Origin of the sequence: Streptomyces sp. NPDC046870 (genome assembly GCF_040704595.1) — a bacterium.
Lineage (GTDB): Bacteria > Actinomycetota > Actinomycetes > Streptomycetales > Streptomycetaceae > Streptomyces > Streptomyces argyrophylli.
Genome location: NZ_JBEYXM010000017.1, coordinates 119,021 through 137,137 on the forward strand (window position 1 = coordinate 119,021; position 18,117 = coordinate 137,137).

14 protein-coding genes are annotated in these 18,117 nt (G+C 70.8%); 5 read left to right on the forward strand and 9 right to left on the reverse strand.

Going from position 1 to position 18,117, the window contains the following annotated elements:
• Positions 1 to 349 precede the first annotated feature (349 nt).
• Complete coding sequence (locus AB0946_RS29385) at positions 350 to 1,912, reverse strand: DUF4192 domain-containing protein (RefSeq protein ID WP_366763681.1); 1,563 nt, start codon at positions 1,910 to 1,912, stop codon at positions 350 to 352.
• Between the two features lie 143 nt (positions 1,913 to 2,055).
• On the opposite strand from AB0946_RS29385, the gene AB0946_RS29390 reads away from it, so the two are divergent.
• Positions 2,056 to 4,221: a RecQ family ATP-dependent DNA helicase gene (locus tag AB0946_RS29390; protein ID WP_366763682.1), complete on the forward strand. Its 2,166-nt coding sequence runs from the start codon at positions 2,056 to 2,058 to the stop codon at positions 4,219 to 4,221.
• Positions 4,222 to 4,611: 390 nt separating this feature from the next.
• Complete coding sequence (locus AB0946_RS29395; protein WP_366763683.1) at positions 4,612 to 5,232, forward strand: hypothetical protein; 621 nt, start codon at positions 4,612 to 4,614, stop codon at positions 5,230 to 5,232.
• Between the two features lie 505 nt (positions 5,233 to 5,737).
• Here AB0946_RS29395 and AB0946_RS29400 read toward each other — a convergent pair.
• The 3 genes from AB0946_RS29400 to AB0946_RS29410 all read right to left on the reverse strand — a co-directional run bounded on the left by AB0946_RS29400 (position 5,738) and on the right by AB0946_RS29410 (position 7,845).
• Positions 5,738 to 6,370: a hypothetical protein gene (locus AB0946_RS29400; protein WP_366763684.1), complete on the reverse strand. Its 633-nt coding sequence runs from the start codon at positions 6,368 to 6,370 to the stop codon at positions 5,738 to 5,740.
• A gap of 68 nt (positions 6,371 to 6,438) precedes the next feature.
• Positions 6,439 to 7,140 carry a ribonuclease HII gene (locus AB0946_RS29405; RefSeq protein WP_366763685.1) on the reverse strand — a complete coding sequence of 234 codons (702 nt, stop codon included), beginning with the start codon at positions 7,138 to 7,140 and terminating at the stop codon, positions 6,439 to 6,441.
• Between the two features lie 81 nt (positions 7,141 to 7,221).
• A complete protein-coding gene (locus AB0946_RS29410; protein WP_366763686.1) occupies positions 7,222 to 7,845 on the reverse strand; it encodes a TetR/AcrR family transcriptional regulator in 624 nt (207 codons plus the stop codon).
• Positions 7,846 to 8,027: 182 nt separating this feature from the next.
• Here AB0946_RS29410 and AB0946_RS29415 point away from each other — a divergent pair, with 182 nt between their 5' ends.
• A complete protein-coding gene (locus tag AB0946_RS29415; protein WP_366763687.1) occupies positions 8,028 to 9,578 on the forward strand; it encodes an MFS transporter in 1,551 nt (516 codons plus the stop codon).
• 379 nt (positions 9,579 to 9,957) lie between these two features.
• Here AB0946_RS29415 and AB0946_RS29420 read toward each other — a convergent pair whose 3' ends face one another.
• From AB0946_RS29420 to AB0946_RS29430, 3 genes are all read right to left on the reverse strand, one after another.
• On the reverse strand, positions 9,958 to 10,863 hold the full coding sequence (locus tag AB0946_RS29420) for an ADP-ribosylglycohydrolase family protein (protein WP_366763688.1): 906 nt from the start codon (positions 10,861 to 10,863) through the stop codon (positions 9,958 to 9,960).
• A gap of 12 nt (positions 10,864 to 10,875) precedes the next feature.
• The gene (locus AB0946_RS29425) at positions 10,876 to 11,535 is read right to left on the reverse strand and encodes a histidine phosphatase family protein (protein ID WP_366763689.1); all 660 of its coding nucleotides are present in this window, start codon (positions 11,533 to 11,535) and stop codon (positions 10,876 to 10,878) included.
• Positions 11,536 to 11,671: 136 nt separating this feature from the next.
• Complete coding sequence (locus AB0946_RS29430) at positions 11,672 to 12,277, reverse strand: YdbC family protein (protein WP_171152245.1); 606 nt, start codon at positions 12,275 to 12,277, stop codon at positions 11,672 to 11,674.
• A 155-nt stretch (positions 12,278 to 12,432) separates the two neighbouring features.
• Between AB0946_RS29430 and AB0946_RS29435 the strand changes: the two genes are divergently transcribed.
• On the forward strand, positions 12,433 to 12,969 hold the full coding sequence (locus AB0946_RS29435; protein WP_366763690.1) for a TerD family protein: 537 nt from the start codon (positions 12,433 to 12,435) through the stop codon (positions 12,967 to 12,969).
• A gap of 72 nt (positions 12,970 to 13,041) precedes the next feature.
• On the opposite strand, the gene AB0946_RS29440 is transcribed toward AB0946_RS29435, so the two are convergent.
• Positions 13,042 to 15,936, reverse strand: coding sequence for a vitamin B12-dependent ribonucleotide reductase (locus tag AB0946_RS29440; RefSeq protein ID WP_366763691.1), 2,895 nt, complete (start codon positions 15,934 to 15,936; stop codon positions 13,042 to 13,044).
• Positions 15,937 to 16,101: 165 nt separating this feature from the next.
• Positions 16,102 to 16,653, reverse strand: coding sequence for a transcriptional regulator NrdR (gene nrdR / locus AB0946_RS29445; RefSeq protein WP_366763692.1), 552 nt, complete (start codon positions 16,651 to 16,653; stop codon positions 16,102 to 16,104).
• A gap of 565 nt (positions 16,654 to 17,218) precedes the next feature.
• Between nrdR and lexA the strand changes: the two genes are divergently transcribed.
• A complete protein-coding gene (gene lexA, locus AB0946_RS29450; protein WP_225808402.1) occupies positions 17,219 to 17,998 on the forward strand; it encodes a transcriptional repressor LexA in 780 nt (259 codons plus the stop codon).
• Positions 17,999 to 18,117 lie beyond the last annotated feature (119 nt).

Sequence of the window (18,117 nt, forward strand, 5' to 3'; positions counted from 1 at the left end):
GTACGGCGGCTGGGCCCGTCCAGGCCTTCCGCCACTCAGGTGAACGGCAGCGGGCTCCTCCGGGTCACGGCTCGCCCTGTGAAGCCGACCGATCGTGGCCTGGCGGGGCGGCGGAGGGCGGGCGTCGGAGCACTCGGTGCTGGCGTGCCCGGTCGGCGAGGGATGGGCGTCCGGGCACCCGGTGATGGCATCACCGGCCGGCGGGAGGTGAGCGTGCGGGCACCCGGTGCCGATCGGCCCAGGTGCGTCGCCAACAGTGCGCGCCCGGCGTGTCCGGAGGTGCCTTCACTCCCACCTGGTGGCCCGGTGGCCGTTCCCGTGCGGGTCGGCACCTGACACTCGCCGGTGCTCATCCGTTCTCCTCGGCCTGCGGGCGTCCGGTGTCCGGACGGGCGCCACCGGTCCTGGCCGCACCTGGACCCGCCCCCCGCGTGCGCGTGGTGATCGGGCTGCGGGTTCCGGGCGCAGAGGACTCGGCGGCGGGCGCCTGGGGGCGGGTGTCGGCCGGCCTCCGTCGGCCTCCCTTCGCGCGCGCCGTCTGACGGCCGTCTTCACCTCCCGCGTTGCGCGCCCGGCGCCGTCGTTGCCTGCCCGTCCGGGAGCCGGGCTCGGCGCTCGGGTCGTCCGCCCGGACACCGGCTGCGGGTGCCGGCGCCGGGGCCTGCGGGGGTGCGGTGGGAGTGGTCTGCGGTGCCGGGCCGGTTCGCTCCGTGGTCCCCGCCGTCGTGCGCCGTGCGCTGTCCGTGCGCAGGCAGCGGCGGACCGCCTCCGGGTCGAGCCCCTCGTTGCACGCCTGGTGCAGCAGGCGGGCGAAGAGGTAGTCGGGATCCGCGGCCAGGGCCATGGCCAACGCCTCCCGCGCCTCCAGTTCATCGCCCATGGACCAGGCGACCCAGCCCGCGAGGGTCAGTGGTGCGGCGGCGTGCTCACCGTAGGGCCCGACGCAGCGGCGAGCGAGAGCGCGCCAGAGCCGGAGCGCCGGCCCGGCGTCGTCCCCTTCCATCCAGGCCGCGGCCCTGTCGCGGGTCGTACGGTCCTGGAGGCCGAGGATCAGGGTGGCCGCCTCGTCGTCCGCGAGGAGGTTGTCGTCGCGCGCGTCCGCCGGATGGGTGCCGGAGACCGGGGCCGCGGTGCCGTAGCGGCGAATGATCCGCTCGGCCAGGTCCAGGGTCTCCTCGGCCACCTCCTGACGGGCCCTCTCGTCCAGGATGCGCGGCACCAGGCTCATGCCGGCCGCGTCCAGGGCGATCTCCTGTTCCAGCGCCGCGCTGGTCTCCCACGGCCGCAGCCTGGCGCGCAGCTCCCGCAGTGTGCCGCGCACCTGGATGCCGGCGTAGGTGGCCGCCGCGGCGAGTACCGACGTGCCGGGAAGGCCCATCGGCGAACCGTCCTCGGGGCAGCAGCCCTCGACCGGGCAGCAGTACGACCAGAAACGGCCGTCGGAGATGCACAGGGCCTCGATGACCGGCACGTCGAGGTTGCCGCATTCGGTCCGCATCAGGTGGGCCAGCCTCTGCAGCCGTCGTTTGACGTCCCGGCCGGACTCTCCGGGACCCGGTTCCTGGCAGACGTAGGCCACCATCCGCTCGGGCCGGGAGCCGCGCCTCTCGCTTCCGGTGACCAGACCGCGGGCCAGCTGCCGGGCGGCGGCCTCCCAGTCCTCCTCGGTCGCGGGGATGCCGAGCCGGGCCCGGCCGCCGAACCTGCCGCGGCGGCCCGCGTGGTCGTGCAGGGCGACGAGCACCATGCTGTCCTCCGGGCGGTATCCGAGGAGGTAGGGCAGGGCGTCGGCCAGCTCGGCCGGGGTGCGCAGCGTGACCTGCGTGGCGTGGTCGGCCGGTCCGGCCGGCGGCTCCTGCCCTGGGATGTCGCCGCTGTCGAAGGGTCCGGTGGCTTCGCTGTGATTCGTCATGCGCCGACGATCTCGCGGATCTTGCGGTTCCGGTTGAGCCTGTGGATAACTCGAATCAGGGACACGACAACGCGGTGCCGCGTTGTCCACAGCCTCGGCCCGTGCCCGCCCGTTTGTCGGTGCCGTCCTGTTGTATGGGACGCATGGAGCACACGAGCAACGCGGATCTCCGGGCCCGGGCGGACGCCGTCCTCGCCCGGCTCGTCGGGGATGCCACGGGCGCGGCCCGGCTGCGCGAGGACCAGTGGCGGGCGATCGAGGCACTGGTCGCGGACCGGCGCCGGGCCCTGGTCGTGCAGCGCACGGGATGGGGCAAGTCCGCGGTGTACTTCGTGGCGACCTCGCTGCTGCGGGCCGGAGGAAGCGGGCCGACGGTGATCGTCTCACCGCTGCTCGCGCTCATGCGGAACCAGGTGGACGCGGCCGGCCGGGCCGGTATCCGCGCCCGGACCATCAACTCCGCCAACACCGAGGAGTGGGAGGCCGTCCAGGCCGAGATCGCGGCGGGCGACGTCGACGTGCTGCTCGTCTCGCCGGAGCGGCTGAACAACCCGGACTTCCGGGACCAGGTCCTGCCCAAGCTGTCCGCGGCCACCGGCCTGCTCGTCGTGGACGAGGCCCACTGCATCTCCGACTGGGGCCATGATTTCCGCCCCGACTACCGCCGGCTGCGCACCATGCTCGCCGACCTGCCGCCCGGGGTTCCCGTGCTGGCCACCACCGCCACGGCCAACGCGCGGGTGACCGCGGACGTCGCCGAGCAGCTCGGCACGGGGGGCGCGTCCGACGCGCTGGTCCTGCGCGGACCGCTGGACCGGGAGAGTCTGAGCCTCGGCGTGCTGCGGCTCCCGGACGCCGCGCACCGGATGGCCTGGCTCGCCGACCATCTGGACGACCTGCCGGGCTCCGGCATCGTGTACACGCTGACCGTGGCCGCCGCCGAGGAGGTCACCGCCTTCCTGCGGCAGCGCGGGCACGCCGTCGCCTCGTACACGGGCAAGACGGAGAACGCCGAACGCCAGCAGGCCGAGGACGACCTGCTCGCCAACCGCGTCAAGGCCCTGGTCGCCACCTCCGCGCTCGGCATGGGCTTCGACAAACCGGATCTCGGTTTCGTGGTCCACCTCGGCTCGCCCTCCTCCCCCATCGCCTACTACCAGCAGGTCGGCAGGGCCGGCCGTGGTGTCGACCACGCGGAGGTGCTGCTGCTGCCCGGCAAGGAGGACGAGGCGATCTGGCAGTACTTCGCCTCGCTGGCCTTCCCCTCCGAGGATCTGGTCCGGCGCACGCTGGACGTCCTGGCCCGGGCCGACGGACCCCTGTCGCTGCCCGCCCTGGAACCGCTCGTGGAGCTGCGGCGCTCACGCCTGGAGACCATGCTGAAGGTCCTCGACGTGGACGGAGCGGTGCGCCGCGTCAAGGGCGGCTGGATCGCGACCGGGCAGCCGTGGTCCTACGACTCCGACCGTTACGCGTGGGTGGCCCGGCAGCGCGCGGCCGAACAGCAGGCGATGCGCGAGTACGCGGCCACCACCGAGTGCCGGATGGAGTTCCTGCAGCGCCAGCTGGACGACGAGGGCGCCAAACCCTGTGGCCGCTGCGACAACTGCGCCGGACCGCGCTTCACCTCCGGTCTGTCGCCGGCGGCCCTCGACGCCGCGCGGAGCGACCTGGGCCGCGCCGGCGTGGAAGTGGAGCCCCGCCGCATGTGGCCGACCGGTCTGCCGGCCATCGGCATCGACCTCAAGGGACGCATCCCGGCCGGGGAGCAGGCCTTGCCCGGGCGGGCGCTGGGACGCCTGTCGGACATCGGCTGGGGCAACCGCCTGCGTCCGCTGCTCGCGCCCCAGACGCCGGACGCCGCCGTGCCCGACGACGTGGCGCGAGCCGTGGTGGACGTCCTCGCCGACTGGGCCCGAGGTCCCGGCGGCTGGGCCTCAGGTGCGTCCGACGCCCCGCCCCGGCCGGTGGGCGTCGTCACCGTGGCCTCGCGCAGCCGGCCCCGGCTGATCCAGTCCCTGGGCACCCGGATCGCCGAAGTCGGCAGACTGCCCCTGCTCGGCTCGGTGGAGTACGCCGGGGACGCTGCCCGTTCGCCACGCAGCAACAGCGCGCAGCGGCTGAAGACCCTCGACGGTGCGTTGACGGTGCCGCCCGAGCTGGCGTCGGCACTCGCCGAGGCGGACGGTCCCGTGCTGCTGGTCGACGACTTCACGGAGACGGGCTGGACGCTCGCCGTCGCGACACGTCTGCTGCGGAAGTCCGGGGCGCGCGGAGTGCTGCCGCTGGTCCTCGCCGTGCAGGGCTGACAGATTGCCGTGACCCGCTCCTTGCCGCTCCAGGGTGATCCGGGGATGACCGGCGTGCCGCCGCGCGTTCTCGCCTGCCGGACTGAGCGGCGTGTTCCGCAGGGCCGCGCAGCTCAGGGATGACCGCGCAGCTACGCAGGGTGACCCGGCAGGCGGTGACGAGGCACCTGAGGCATCGTCAGCCGAACCTTTGGGTAGGGATATAAGCCACGCACCAGCAGATAACAGTCGGCGGTGCCAATTGCTCGTTGCCGCAGCCAAGTTCGACAGGAAGAATTGAGGTCCGCTCCCCGCTCGGTTCGTCCGTGATCCGGTTGGGCTCCGCTGCGGTGCGCGCTCCCCCGAATCCGACCTCGCCCGCAGTGTGGGCGCGTAGCCGAAGGGAGGAACGTGACCTTCGGATTCGCCTCGTCCTCGGCGGCCTCGTTGTCGACGTCCACGTCCGCCGCTTCCGCCAGTCGCCTGCTCGAGCCGGCCGAATGGGCCGCTGCCGGAATCCCTCTGCTGCGCAACCCCCGTGAGGTCGTCAGCGGACTGCACGCCCGCCATCACCCCAAGCCGCTCACGGCGATCGTGGCGGTACTCGACCCGGACGAGCGGCTGCGGGCCAGCGCCTCGTTCACACGCCGTCCGGCTGCCGCCGACGGCTGGATGTTCCGCAACACGCTGCTGGCCCAACTGCGCCGGGTGATTCCGCACGACCTCCGCCGCCGCACCCCCGTGCGCACGGCTGTTCTGCTCTACTGCCGTGAGGGCGACGCGCGTTGGACCGAGGAGGACGGCGCATGGATGTGGGGGCTGCGCGACGCCTGCACGCTGCACGGGCTGCGCTGCGGGGCGTACATCACGCTGACGCATGACGGCTGGCAGGTGCTCGGTGAGGGGCGCGGCGGACGCCGGCCCAACGCGCACTCGGCTCCCGAGCCCTTCGCCACGGCGGAGGCCCCGCCTCTCGTGCCGCGCACCGGTGGCCCGGTCTCCGAGGTGCTGCGCCGGGCCGCGGCTCGCTGAGTCCGCCTGGTGGCGCTCCACCGGCGGCAGGACGGTCGTGCCGCCGGCCGGGATCCACGAACGCCACGGCCGGAGCGCGACTGCTATGACCGGCAGAGCTGCCCGCGCACCACGAGCAGCCGGCCGCGGCAACGAAAGCGGGCAACCGGGGCACGCAAGGCGCGTGGCCAACCGAACGTGACCGACCGGTGGTCGGTGCCGGCGCGCGATGCCGGAACCAGGCCCTGGTGGCCCGAGCCGAGCCGCCGTCTGTCGCGAGGGGTGCCGAGGACACGCGCGAACGCACGCGCTGGTCCGGGGAACAGAAGATTTCCTCCGGCCAGACCAACTCCGAGAACAACCCGGCACGGTCGCCTCGGCCTCGACCCACGCGCCCAGGCACCAGGCAACACGCCGCTTCCGGCGCTGCCGCCGTCCGCACGCGGGCACGCCAAAAGCCGCACCGTGCGGATTCCGCCGGAGCGGCCCCCTCGGCACCCCGGTGCCCCGGGGTGCCGGGCGCGGCTCAGACGCCGGCGCCCAGCACCGAGTTGATCTGCTGCGGGTCGCCGCAGACGATCAGCAGGGCGTCGGCCCGGGAGTGGGCCAGCGGAAGGGCGGTGGCAGCGGCGGAGGCGGGTCCTCCGTTGACGGCCACGACCACCACCGGGCGGGTCGCGGCACGGGAGGCGACGGCGGCATCCGCGTAGAAGACGTCGTCACCGGCGTCATGCTGCGCCCAGTAGGACGTCTCGCCGAAGGACAGCTCGTGCTCGGCCCACGGGTGCTGGGCACCAGTGGTGATCACGAGCACGTCGCCGGGGGCGCGGCCCGAGTCCAGGAGAAGGTCCACGGCCTCCTCGGCGGCGTCGAGCGCGCCCTCGGCCGAGGCCGGGATCAGCTGGATCTGCGGGCTCGCCGCGGTGGCGGTGGGAGTGGCCGGGCCGGAGGGGCCGGGCTTGGCCGGAGCCACGTCACGCGGCGTGCGCTGCACCGGCGGCGTGGGCCGCAGAGGGCCGGGACGACCGGGGCGGGACGGAGCCGCGGGGCGGGGGCCGGGTACGGGGCGGGGGGTCGGCGCGGTACGGCCGCTGGCCGGGGTGGCGCGGGGACCCTGGGCACTCTCGTGAATCTGAGGCTCCTCGGGAATGAGAGGCATGAGCTGATATTTATCAAACGTTGGTGCGGCGCGGATGACCGGGTGGCACATCAGTGCGATCGGAACCGTCAGAAATCGAGAACGAGCTGACCCTCGATTTCCGGAACGCTTCCGTCCGCCCAGCTGCGGACCTTCTTGAGGTGCCGCCACTGAGGCAACGCATCAAGATACGCCCACGACAATCGGTGGTGCGGGGTGGGCCCCCACTCCTCCAGTGCGGCCTTGTGCACGGGCGACGGATACCCGGCGTTGTCCGCGAATCCGAAGTCTGCATGGTCGCTACCCAGTTCGGCCATCATTTTGTCGCGCTGGACCTTGGCGATCACCGACGCCGCAGCGACGGCGACACACGACCGATCACCCTTGATCACCGTGCGCACCTGCCAGGGGTCGCCGAGGTAGTCGTGCTTCCCGTCGAGGATCACGGCGTCGGGGCGGACCGGCAGGGCATCCAGAGCGCGGACCGCGGCGAGCCGCAGCGCGGCCGTCATCCCCAGGTCGTCGATCTCCTCCGGGGAAGCATGCCCCAGCGCGTAGGCCGTCACCCATGACCGCAGGATCGAAGCGAGTTCCGTTCGGCGCTTGATCGTCAGCAGTTTGGAGTCGGTCAGCCCCTCGGGTGGGCGGCGGAGTCCGGTGATCGCCGCGCAGACGGTGACGGGCCCGGCCCAGGCGCCGCGCCCCACCTCGTCGACACCGGCAATGACCTTCGCTCCGGTCGTGGCGCGCAGGGAGCGCTCGACGGTGTGAGTAGGTGGTTCGTACGGCATGGCGCCCTTAGCGTACGCCGCCTGGATCGCCTCGCGACACCCCGGTCGTCCGGCCGGCTCCGCAAGCGCGGACGCGGCGGGTCAGGTCGCGTAGGGCCGCAGCAGCGGAAGCATCAACTGGTCGATCATCTCTTCCAGATCCTGGTCGCTCCATTCACTGGCGCACATCTTCGACCGATACATCATCATGGCCGGAATGGCGTCGAAGACGTACCCGTTGGCCGCGTCCGGGCGGACCTCTCCTCGCTCTATTCCACGTGTGATGACGTCCCGGAGCAGCTTGACGGTCGGCTCCACCACGGTGCCGACGATCACGCCCTCGAAGCGTTCCACTTGCACATGGTCGCACTCGTGAATCACTGAACGCAGCGCGAGCCCGGGCCGCGAGAACATGATCTGCCGTACCTGCCGGCACAGGGTGAGCAGGTCCTCGCGCACGCTTCCGAGGTCCGGGGCCTTCTCGACCCGGGGCAGTCCGGACACCAGGGCGTCGGCGACCAGATCTTCCTTGGAGGGCCAGCGACGGTAGACCGCGGCCTTACCGGTCTGGGCGCCGGCGGCGACGCCCTCCATGGTCAGCCCCTTCCAGCCGACCGTGCTGAGCTGCTCCAGAGTGGCGTCCAGGATCGCGCGCTCCAGCACCGCACCGCGCCGACGAGGGGAAGCCGTCCGGTCAGGGGCGGCCGTCCAGCGCGAGGTAACCATCTGAGTTTCTCCAACATCAAGGGAAGCGGGGGTTCCGGGGGGAGGGCGCCGTGCCGCAGCAACAGGGGGACGCGGGACGCGGCGCTCGATTAAGTGAACGCTTGCGTTCACTGTCGGGGACTCACTACCGTGGACCCAAAGTGAACGCGAGCGTTCACTAGAGCCTTTATGGGGGACCCATAGTGACGACCTCTCAGCTGCTCAAAGACGATCAGAAACCGGGCGTGGCCCGCCGGGAGGGGCATCCCGGCATCGCACTCACCGTCATCGCGGCCTGCCAACTCATGGTGGTACTCGACGCGACGATTGTGAATATCGCACTCCCGCACATTCAAGAGGCCCTCAAGTTCAGCACCACCGACCTGACCTGGGTCGTCAGCGCCTACACGCTCACGTTCGGCGGCCTGCTGCTGCTCGGCGCACGAGCCGGTGACATCCTCGGCCGTCGCAGGGTGTTCATGGCCGGCATCCTGCTGTTCACCTTCGCGTCGCTGCTGGGCGGGCTGGCCCAGGAACCCTGGCAGTTGCTGGCCGCACGGGCCCTGCAGGGCGTGGGTGGCGCGATCGCCTCGCCCACGTCGCTGGCGCTGATCACCACGACGTTCCCCGAGGGTCCGGAGCGGAACCGGGCCTTCGGAGTCTTCGCCGCCGTCTCCGCCGGCGGTGGTGCCATCGGCCTGCTCGCGGGTGGCATGCTCACCGACTGGCTCGACTGGCGGTGGGTGCTGTTCGTCAACGTGCCCATCGGTGTGCTGATCGCCTCGCTGGCACCGCTGTACATCAACGAGTCCGAGCGTCACCCCGGGCGCTTCGACCTCACCGGTGCGCTGACGTCCACGCTCGGCATGGCGTCGCTGGTGTACGGGTTCATACGTGCCGCCGAGAACGGCTGGCGGGACGGCCTCACCCTGGGCTCCTTCGGCGCGGCCGTGGTCCTCCTGTTCGCCTTCGTCTTCACCGAGATGCGGGCGAAGGAGCCGATCACCCCGCTCAGGATGTTCGCCGACCGGAACCGCTGGGGCACGTACGTGATCATGCTGAGCCTGGCCGCGGCGATGTTCGGCATGTTCTTCTACATCGTGCTGTTCGTGCAGAACGTGCTCGGCTACAGCGCCATCAAGGCCGGCCTCGCCTTTCTTCCCGTGACCGCCGCGATCGCCGTGGGGGCGGGCCTGTCCCAGCGCCTCCTGCCGGTGCTCGGTCCCAAGCCGTTCATGATGGGCGGTTCGGCGTTGGTGGTCGCCGGGCTGGTCTGGCAGACGTTCATCCGGCCCGAGAGCACGTACGTCGGCGGAGTGCTGGGTCCCATGCTGGTGTTCGGCTTCGGCATGGGCCTGAACTTCGTGACGGCCACCGTCACCGCCGTGTCGGGTGTCGCCCCGCACGAGGCGGGAGCGGCTTCCGGGCTCCTCAACGCCATGCAGCAGGTCGGCGGTTCGCTCGGGCTGTCCATCCTGACCACCGTCTTCGGATCGGCCAGCACCGACGAGGCGGAGAGGCAGCTGCCGAAGTTCCTCGCCGACGCCTCGCCGGAGCAGAAGGCGGAGTTCGCCAAGACGCACCAACTGCCCGCGCCCTGGGGTCACGAGGTGCTCGCCCACGGCATCTCCACGGCCTTCATACCGGCCGCGGCGATGGCCGCCCTCGCCTTCCTCACCGCTTGGCTGGTGCTCAGGGTCCGCAAGGGCGACCTCGACGCGCTCGCGGGGACGGCGGGGCCGCACCTCGGCTGATCCGGGGCGGGCCGCGCGATGCCGCGGCCGACCGGACCGTCGCCAGGGGACCGACGGCGGACGTGAGGATCCGGTCGGCCGCACCACGGCCACCAGCACCCCGCACAAGCCGAGAAGCAGGAAGGACAGTGCCCGCACCACCTTCGGCACCGGCACCGGCACCGGAGCCGGCACGGCGAACGTCATCTCCCACCCTCCGTCCCTCGTCGTCACGGTCACGGCACCGCCCGCCAGCCCGACCAGGAACGAGGCGGCCGGCGGACGACGCATGCCGGAAGAACGGACGGTGGTCACGCACAGTTCCCGGCGTGCACGGAGAGTCTCCGATCAGGGCCGTGAAACCGGCGGCAGCCGCCAGGCCGACGGCACGAAGGAGCCCTCAGTCTCCGGTGGGGACCCAGTCCGGCAGTGCCTCGGTGTGTCGCACCCACTCCGCGGGCGGCGCCCCGGCCTTGCCCGCGGCCAGCACGCCCCCCACGATCGCGCAGGTCGTGTCGACGTCCCCACCGACCTGGGCGGTCGTCCAGAACGCCGATGCGTAGTCACCGAGGGAACGCGCGGCGGACCACAGGGCGAAGGGAACGGTGTCATGGGCCGTCGTGCGGCGCCCGCAGCCGAGGACAGCGGCGACGGTGGCGGCGTCGGCGTAGTCGAGCATGTCGCGGGCGCGGCGCAGCCCCTGGCCGACCGCGCTCTTGGGGACGAGCGCGATGACGCCGTCGAGCAGTGCCGCCGGGGCCGGCGGGCCGTCGGGCGAACCCGCCATGGCCGCCGCCGCGGCCACCGCCATGGCCCCGACCACGGCCTCCCGGTGCTGGTGCGTGGTGTAGGCCGAGATCTCCGCCTGGTGGGTCGCCTGCTCGGGGTCGTCCGCGTACCACGCGCCCAGAGGCGCGATCCGCATCGCCGCGCCGTTGCCCCACGACCCCTGGCCGTTGAAGAGCCCGGCGGCCAGCCCGCGCCAGTCCTCACCCTCCCGGACGAGACGCAGCAGGCGGTTGACCGCGGGGCCGTAGCCACGGTCGAAGTCGTGGTGCTCGGCGAAGGAGCGGGCGAGCGCGTCCTGGTCGATGCGCTGGTGGGCGGCGAGAACGGCGACCACCGAGCAGGCCATCTCGGTGTCGTCCGTCCACTGCCAGGGGCCTGCGGGCGGCTCGCGCCGCTTCAGCAGGGGATAGTTCGCGGGAACGAAGAACTGGGAGCCCAGCGCGTCCCCCACGGCCAGTCCGCGCAGGCTCGCCAGGGCGCGTTCCAGGCGTACGAGGGAAGAGGAGTCAGCGGTCATCGCCCTGCCACTCTATCCGTTCGCCCAGTACGGCACCGGTTTCCGCCAGCGCTCGAAGGGCCGGTCGAGTGTGTACTTGCCGTCCTCTCCGAGGACGAGCATCCGCATCTCGGCGTTCCCGGGGTTGGACAGCGACTCGAATTCCGCGACCGTCCAGTGGAACCAACGCATGCAGAACAGCCGCATCGCCAGCCCGTGCGTCACGAGGAGGACGTTCGGCGGGTGGTCGGGGGCCTCGAAGCTGCGGAAGAGGCTTTCCAGGAAGCCGCCGACCCGGTCGTACACGTCGGCGCCGGACTCGCCCTGCGGGAACCGGAAGAAGAAGTGGCCGTACGCGTCGCGGTAGGCCTTCTGCAGGCGGACGTCGTCGCGGTCCTGCCAGTTGCCCCAGTCCTGCTCGCGCAGTCTGGGTTCCTCCCGGACGCGTATGAGGTCGGGGTCGAGGTGGAAGGCGCGGAGGGTCTCGTGCGTGCGGCGGTAGGGCGAGACGTACACGCTCACGGGTTCCCGGCCGAAGACCTCGCGGAGCCGCTTGCCGGTCTCCTCGGCCTGCCGCCAGCCGCGCTCGGTCAGCGCGAGGGCGTGGTCGGGCTCGCGCTCGTACACGGAGTCGTCGACGTTGCCCGTGGACTCGCCGTGCCGGACAAGGACGATGCGCCGTGGTCGTGCCATGCCAAAACCCTAGTTCGAACTGCGCGGAGTCGAGCACTCATACGGCCCCTGTACGGCATATGTCACACTCTGCCGCCTCCGGGGCCGCTCCTCCGCACGCCTACCCCGGGAGCGCGTGAATTCGCCTACCGTCACGTCAGACCGTCCAGGACGGTTCCAGGTCCACGATGTCACCGGAGAGCGCCGCGATGTCCGCCTCGGTCTGGGCACGCAGGGCGAGGCGCTCCACACGCTCCGTGCGGTACTTCCCGTGCTCGGCCGCCGACCGCCACATCGACAGGATCAGGAACTCCTGCTCGGGAGCCTCCGCGAACATCCCGCGGATCATGCCGGGCGAACCCGCCATCGCGGGATTCCAGACCTTCTCCTGCATGAGCGTGAAGTGCTCCACGCGCTCCTCGTGGACCCGGCACAGGGCCACGCGGATCAGATCGGCGTCGGTGAACCGCGGTTCGAAGCCCGTCTTCACGTCGAACCGGTACTCGAACAACTTCACCTGCGCGTCCTTGAACGTGCCGGACTGGGCGGCGGCCAGGCGGTCGTGGGAGCGGGCCATGAAGGAGTCGTAGAAGGCACGGCTCTCCCAGAAGGTGAAGATGTGCGCCACCCCCGCCCGCTGCCGGCTCCAGCCCCCGCCCTGTCCCCGAAATCCCGGCTCCCCCGGAAGCCCCGCCCATTTTCGCTGTCCCCGCTCGAACCCCCGGCGGTCCACCACGGTGCAGCGAATCCACTTGACCAGCACCGCGCCATCGTAAGGCCACCGGGCGTGGCGTCGGTCACGCTCCGGCGGAGATCGCCCGCGCACGCGCCCCCGCGCGCGTGGGACGATGGGCGGCAAGGAACCCCGGCCGATGGGGAGTTGGGGTCGAGCGAGCCACAGGGGGAAGGGAAGGCCTGGTGACCGGCTTCAGCAAGGGAATCCGCAAGGTCGAGGTCGCGCTCAAGTGGGACCCCAGTCCGGCGGGTCGGCCGCCGACGGATCTGGACATCGTTGCCGCGACGTTCCTGTCAGGTGCCCCGTACGGGGATCCCGCCTATCTGGTGCACTTCGACAGCCGCTCGCCGGACGGCACGATCCTCCTCAACCGCGACAGCACGGACGGCAAGGGCTTCGGCTGGGACGAGGTCATGACGCTGGAGCTGGACCGCCTCAGCGACCGCTACGCGCGCGTGGTGGTGGGTGTCGTCATCCAGCAGCGGCCCGGGCACAAGACGTTCGCCCAGGTGCTGAATCCCGCCATACGCATCCGCGAGGGTTACACCGTGCTCGCCGAGGACGGTTTCGCGTCGGTCCTCGGGTCGACGGCCGCCACGATCGCCGAGTTCGTCCGGGACGACGACGCGCAGGAGTGGACGTTCCGTCCCGGTGTACGGGGATTCGACGAGGACCCGGCCACCTTCACGCGGGTCATGGGCAGGGCTCAGCCGTCCTGAGGGCCCCGGGAGCCCTACGGGTAAGGGGCGCCGGCTCGTGCCGGCGCCCCTTACTTCACGAACGGCGTGTCATCAGCTGCAGCCGCTGGTCGAGCCGCAGCCCTCGCAGATGTAGCAGGAACCGGCCCGCTGCATCTTCGTACCGCAGGAGAAGCACAGCGGGGCGTCCGCCTGGATGCCCAGCTGCATCTCCACCAGTTCGGCGCTGGTGTGCGCCTGCCGCGGCGCGGGCTTGGCAGCCTCGGGCTCGGCCTTCGGCGTGGCGACCGCCTTCAGCTCCTGGGCGCGCGGGGCCGACTGGGCCAGGCCCTCGACGTCGACCTCGTCCTCGGCCGGCTCGTAGGAACCGGTCTCCAGGTGCCGCTGACGCTCCTCGGCGGAGTGGATGCCGAGCGCGGAGCGGGTCTCGAAGGGCAGGAAGTCCAGCGCCAGGCGACGGAAGATGTAGTCGACGATCGACTGCGCCATCCGCACGTCCGGGTCGTCCGTCATGCCGGCAGGCTCGAAGCGCATGTTGGTGAACTTCGAGACGTACGTCTCCAGGGGCACGCCGTACTGCAGGCCGACGGAGACGGCGATGGAGAAGGCGTCCATCATGCCCGCGAGGGTGGAGCCCTGCTTCGACATCTTCAGGAAGACCTCGCCGAGACCGTCGTCCGGGTAGGAGTTGGCGGTCATGTAGCCCTCGGCGCCGCCGACGGTGAAGGACGTGGTGATGCCGGGACGTCCCTTCGGGAGGCGCTTGCGGACCGGGCGGTACTCGACGACCTTCTCGACCGCGGCCCGGATGGTCTCCTCGGCCTTCTCGGTGACCTCGGCCTTCTCCTTCTCCTTGGTCTTCGCGGAGAGCGGCTGGCCGACCTTGCAGTTGTCGCGGTAGATCGCGAGCGCCTTGACGCCCAGCTTCCAGGCCTCGAAGTAGATCTCCTCGACCTCCTCGACGGTCGCCGTCTCCGGCATGTTGACCGTCTTGGAGATGGCGCCGGAGATCCACGGCTGGATCGCGGCCATCATGCGGACGTGGCCCATCGGGGAGATGGCGCGCTCGCCCATGGCGCAGTCGAACACCTCGTAGTGCTCCTGCTTGAGGCCGGGGGCGTCGATCACGTTGCCGTGCTCGGCGATGTGGGCGACGATCGCCTCGATCTGCTCCTCCTGGTAGCCCAGGCGGCGCAGTGCCTGCGGGACGGTGCCGTTGACGATCTGCATCGAGCCGCCGCCGACCAGCTTCTTGAACTTCACCAGGGCGAGGTCGGGCTCGACACCGGTGGTGTCGCAGGACATCGCCAGGCCGATGGTGCCGGTCGGCGCGAGGACGGACGCCTGGGAGTTACGGAAACCGTTCTTCTCGCCGAGGCGCAGGACGTCCTGCCAGGCCTCCGTGGCGGCGGCCCACACCGGGGTGTCCAGGTCGTCCATGCGGACGGCCGTGCCGTTGGCGTCGGCGTGCTGCTTCATGACGCGGTTGTGGGCGTCGGCGTTGCGGGCGTAGCCGTCGTAGGTGCCGACGACCGCGGCCAGCTCGGCGGAGCGGCGGTAGGCCGTGCCCGTCATCAGGGAGGTGATGGCGCCGGCCAGGGCGCGGCCGCCGTCGGAGTCGTAGGCGTGGCCGGTGGCCATCAGCAGGGCGCCGAGGTTGGCGTAGCCGATGCCGAGCTGGCGGAACGCGCGCGTGTTCTCGCCGATCTTCTCGGTCGGGAAGTCCGCGAAGCAGATCGAGATGTCCATCGCGGTGATGACCAGCTCGACGACCTTCTGGAAGCGCTCGGTCTCGAAGGACTGGTTGCCCTTGCTGTCGTCCTTCAGGAACTTCATGAGGTTCAGCGAGGCCAGGTTGCAGGACGTGTTGTCCAGGTGCATGTACTCGCTGCACGGGTTCGACGCGGTGATCCGGCCGGACTCGGGGCAGGTGTGCCAGTTGTTGATGGTGTCGTCGTACTGGATGCCCGGGTCGGCGCAGGCCCAGGCGGCCTCGGCGATCTTGCGGAACAGGGCCTTGGCCTCGACCTCTTCGATGACCTCACCGGTCATACGGGCGCGCAGGCCGAACTTGCCGCCGTTCTCGACCGCCTGCATGAACTCGTCGTTCACGCGGACCGAGTTGTTGGCGTTCTGGTACTGGACGGACGTGATGTCGTCGCCGCCCAGGTCCATGTCGAAGCCCGCGTCCCGCAGGACGCGGATCTTCTCCTCCTCCTTGACCTTGGTCTCGATGAAGTCCTCGATGTCGGGGTGGTCGACGTCGAGCACGACCATCTTGGCGGCGCGGCGGGTGGCACCACCGGACTTGATGGTGCCGGCGGAGGCGTCGGCGCCGCGCATGAAGGAGACCGGGCCGGAGGCGTTGCCGCCGGAGGAGAGCAGCTCCTTGGAGGAGCGGATGCGGGAGAGGTTCAGGCCGGCACCGGAGCCGCCCTTGAAGATCATGCCCTCTTCCTTGTACCAGTCGAGGATCGACTCCATGGAGTCGTCGACGGACAGGATGAAGCAGGCGGAGACCTGCTGGGGCTGCGGGGTCCCGACGTTGAACCAGACGGGACTGTTGAAGCTGAAGATCTGGTGCAGGAGGGCGTACGCCAGCTCGTGCTCGAAGATCTCGGCGTCGGCGGGCGAGGCGAAGTACTTGTAGTCCTCACCGGCCTTCCGGTACGTCTTCACGATGCGGTCGATCAGCTGCTTGAGGCTGGTCTCGCGCTGCGGGGTGCCGACGGCTCCCCGGAAGTACTTGCTGGTGACGATGTTGACCGCGTTCACCGACCAGAAGTCGGGAAACTCGACGCCACGCTGCTCGAAGTTGACCGAGCCGTCGCGCCAGTTGGTCATGACGACGTCACGGCGTTCCCACGACACCTCGTCGTACGGGTGCACTCCGGGCGTGGTGTGGATGCGCTCGATACGCAGTCCCCTGGTGGCCTTGGTGCCCTTGGCTCGGGAACCTCGTGCCGGACCGCTCGCCGTCTCTGTCATGCCGCCTCCCTGTACGGGCAAAAACGCCCTGAAGTGCCCATTTGTTCCGATGAGCACGTGTTTCTGTCATGCGTTGCGGGCGCCCTCAGCTGTCACCCGCAACAGGTCTTCGTTCGCCGCCTCCCGGCCGGAACCCGGCTCTCCTCCCGGTTTCCGGCCCTCCGGTCAGTCGGCGGCGCGCGCGGGCACGGGGACCTGAGTGGCCCCGTCGGTCCCGCGATCGTCTTCCTGGCTCCCCGCTCCCGCGTCCTCGCCGTTCGCGGCGGGGCCTCCCGTCGCCTCCCTCAGCTCCGCGATGGCGGCCTCGAAGTCGTCGAGCGAGTCGAACGCCCGGTAGACGGAGGCGAACCGCAGATAGGCGACGAGGTCGAGCTCCTGCAACGGGCCGAGTATGGCCAGGCCCACGTCGTGGGTGGTCAGCTCGGCGCTGCCGGTCGCACGCACCGCCTCCTCGACCCGCTGGCCGAGCTGGGCCAGCGCGTCCTCGGTGACAGGTCGTCCCTGGCACGCCTTGCGCACACCATTGATGATCTTGGTGCGGCTGAAGGGCTCGGTGACCCCCGACCGCTTGACCACCATGAGCGAGCACGTCTCCACGGTCGTGAAACGACGGGAGCAGTCGGGGCACTGGCGGCGCCTGCGGATGGACGTGCCGTCGTCGGTCGTACGGCTGTCGACCACACGGCTGTCGGGATGCCTGCAGAAGGGACAGTGCATGTTCTCCAACCCTCCTCACAGCAGACACGTCGGCCTCACAGGACCCAAAGGCCCCGCGAAGCAGCCCTAAGCATAGGCGATCGCCAAGGCGTCTAGGACCCGGGGGACCACAACTTCTGGGTCGCGGTAGCCATCCAACCACTAGATGTAGGGATTGGCTCATACAGCGAGGCAGAGTCGCGTGTCGCGCCACAAGGGCGGCCCCGAGCGTCGCCGGCGACCGGCGCAAGGACACGCGGGCGCCGGGCAGTGTTCCCGCGACGCTCACGGGGATACGGTGGGCGCCACAGGGAGGAGGCGTGGCACTCCCGCGCAGAAAGGCCCCCGGCTCCCGGACTGCGGGATTCCGGATGGCAGACTGGGGCCCGGCCCACGAGGCCACCGCACCCCGGCGGTGAAGAGTACAACAATGGGCGCTTTTGTCCGCCAAGTGTCGCGTTAGCAATACACCCAGGCACGTGATCGCGTCAGGCAAAACGCACTTTTTCACTCGAACGTGTGTTTGGCGCAACCTTTCGAAAGCAACTACCGTTGTCCAGCAGGGAGACCATCGAGAGGGGCCGACGTGACCACCACCGCAGACAGTGCCACCATCACCGCCCAGGACCGCTCCTTGGGCCGAGTCGAGCCGGTACACGCGATGAACGAAGCCACGAATCCCGAGGGACCCAAGCGCTCCCTGCCGGGCCGACCTCCAGGCATCCGGGCGGACAGCTCCGGCCTCACCGACCGGCAGCGCCGGGTGATCGAGGTCATCAGGGACTCCGTACAGCGGCGCGGTTACCCGCCGTCGATGCGGGAGATCGGCCAGGCCGTCGGCCTCTCCAGCACGTCCTCGGTCGCCCACCAGCTGATGGCGCTGGAGCGCAAGGGCTTCCTGCGCCGTGACCCGCACCGCCCGCGCGCGTACGAGGTGCGCGGATCCGACCAGGCCGTCACCGTGCAGCCCACGGACACCGCCGGCAAGCCCGCCGCGTCGTACGTCCCGCTGGTCGGCCGCATCGCCGCCGGTGGTCCGATCCTCGCGGAGGAGTCCGTCGAGGACGTCTTCCCGCTCCCCCGCCAGCTCGTCGGCGACGGTGAACTGTTCGTCCTCAAGGTCGTCGGCGACTCGATGATCGAGGCCGCGATCTGCGACGGCGACTGGGTCACCGTCCGCCGCCAGCCGGTCGCGGAGAACGGCGACATCGTCGCCGCCATGCTCGACGGCGAGGCCACCGTCAAGCGCTTCAAGCGCGAGGACGGCCACGTATGGCTCCTCCCGCACAACGCGGCCTACGAGCCGATCCCCGGCGATGACGCGACCATCCTCGGCAAGGTCGTCGCCGTACTGCGCCGCGTGTGACGGCCGCGGCGGGCGGGTCGGCCCGTCCGCTCCCTGACCGGGCCCCGGAACCCCTGCGCCGGTTCCGGGGCCCTGCATATCTCCGGGTCCCCGGCGTATGTCCGTCCGAGGCCCTGGGC

Coding starts and splice junctions, on each gene's coding strand:
- AB0946_RS29385 (WP_366763681.1), bottom strand. CDS start 1,912: ATGACGAATCACAGCGAAGCCACCGGACCCTTCGACAGCGGCGACATC.
- AB0946_RS29405 (WP_366763685.1), bottom strand. CDS start 7,140: ATGCCGTACGAACCACCTACTCACACCGTCGAGCGCTCCCTGCGCGCC.
- AB0946_RS29440 (WP_366763691.1), bottom strand. CDS start 15,936: ATGACAGAGACGGCGAGCGGTCCGGCACGAGGTTCCCGAGCCAAGGGC.
- AB0946_RS29400 (WP_366763684.1), bottom strand. CDS start 6,370: ATGCCTCTCATTCCCGAGGAGCCTCAGATTCACGAGAGTGCCCAGGGT.
- AB0946_RS29420 (WP_366763688.1), bottom strand. CDS start 10,863: ATGACCGCTGACTCCTCTTCCCTCGTACGCCTGGAACGCGCCCTGGCG.
- AB0946_RS29410 (WP_366763686.1), bottom strand. CDS start 7,845: ATGGTTACCTCGCGCTGGACGGCCGCCCCTGACCGGACGGCTTCCCCT.
- nrdR (WP_366763692.1), bottom strand. CDS start 16,653: ATGCACTGTCCCTTCTGCAGGCATCCCGACAGCCGTGTGGTCGACAGC.
- AB0946_RS29390 (WP_366763682.1), top strand. CDS start 2,056: ATGGAGCACACGAGCAACGCGGATCTCCGGGCCCGGGCGGACGCCGTC.
- AB0946_RS29425 (WP_366763689.1), bottom strand. CDS start 11,535: ATGGCACGACCACGGCGCATCGTCCTTGTCCGGCACGGCGAGTCCACG.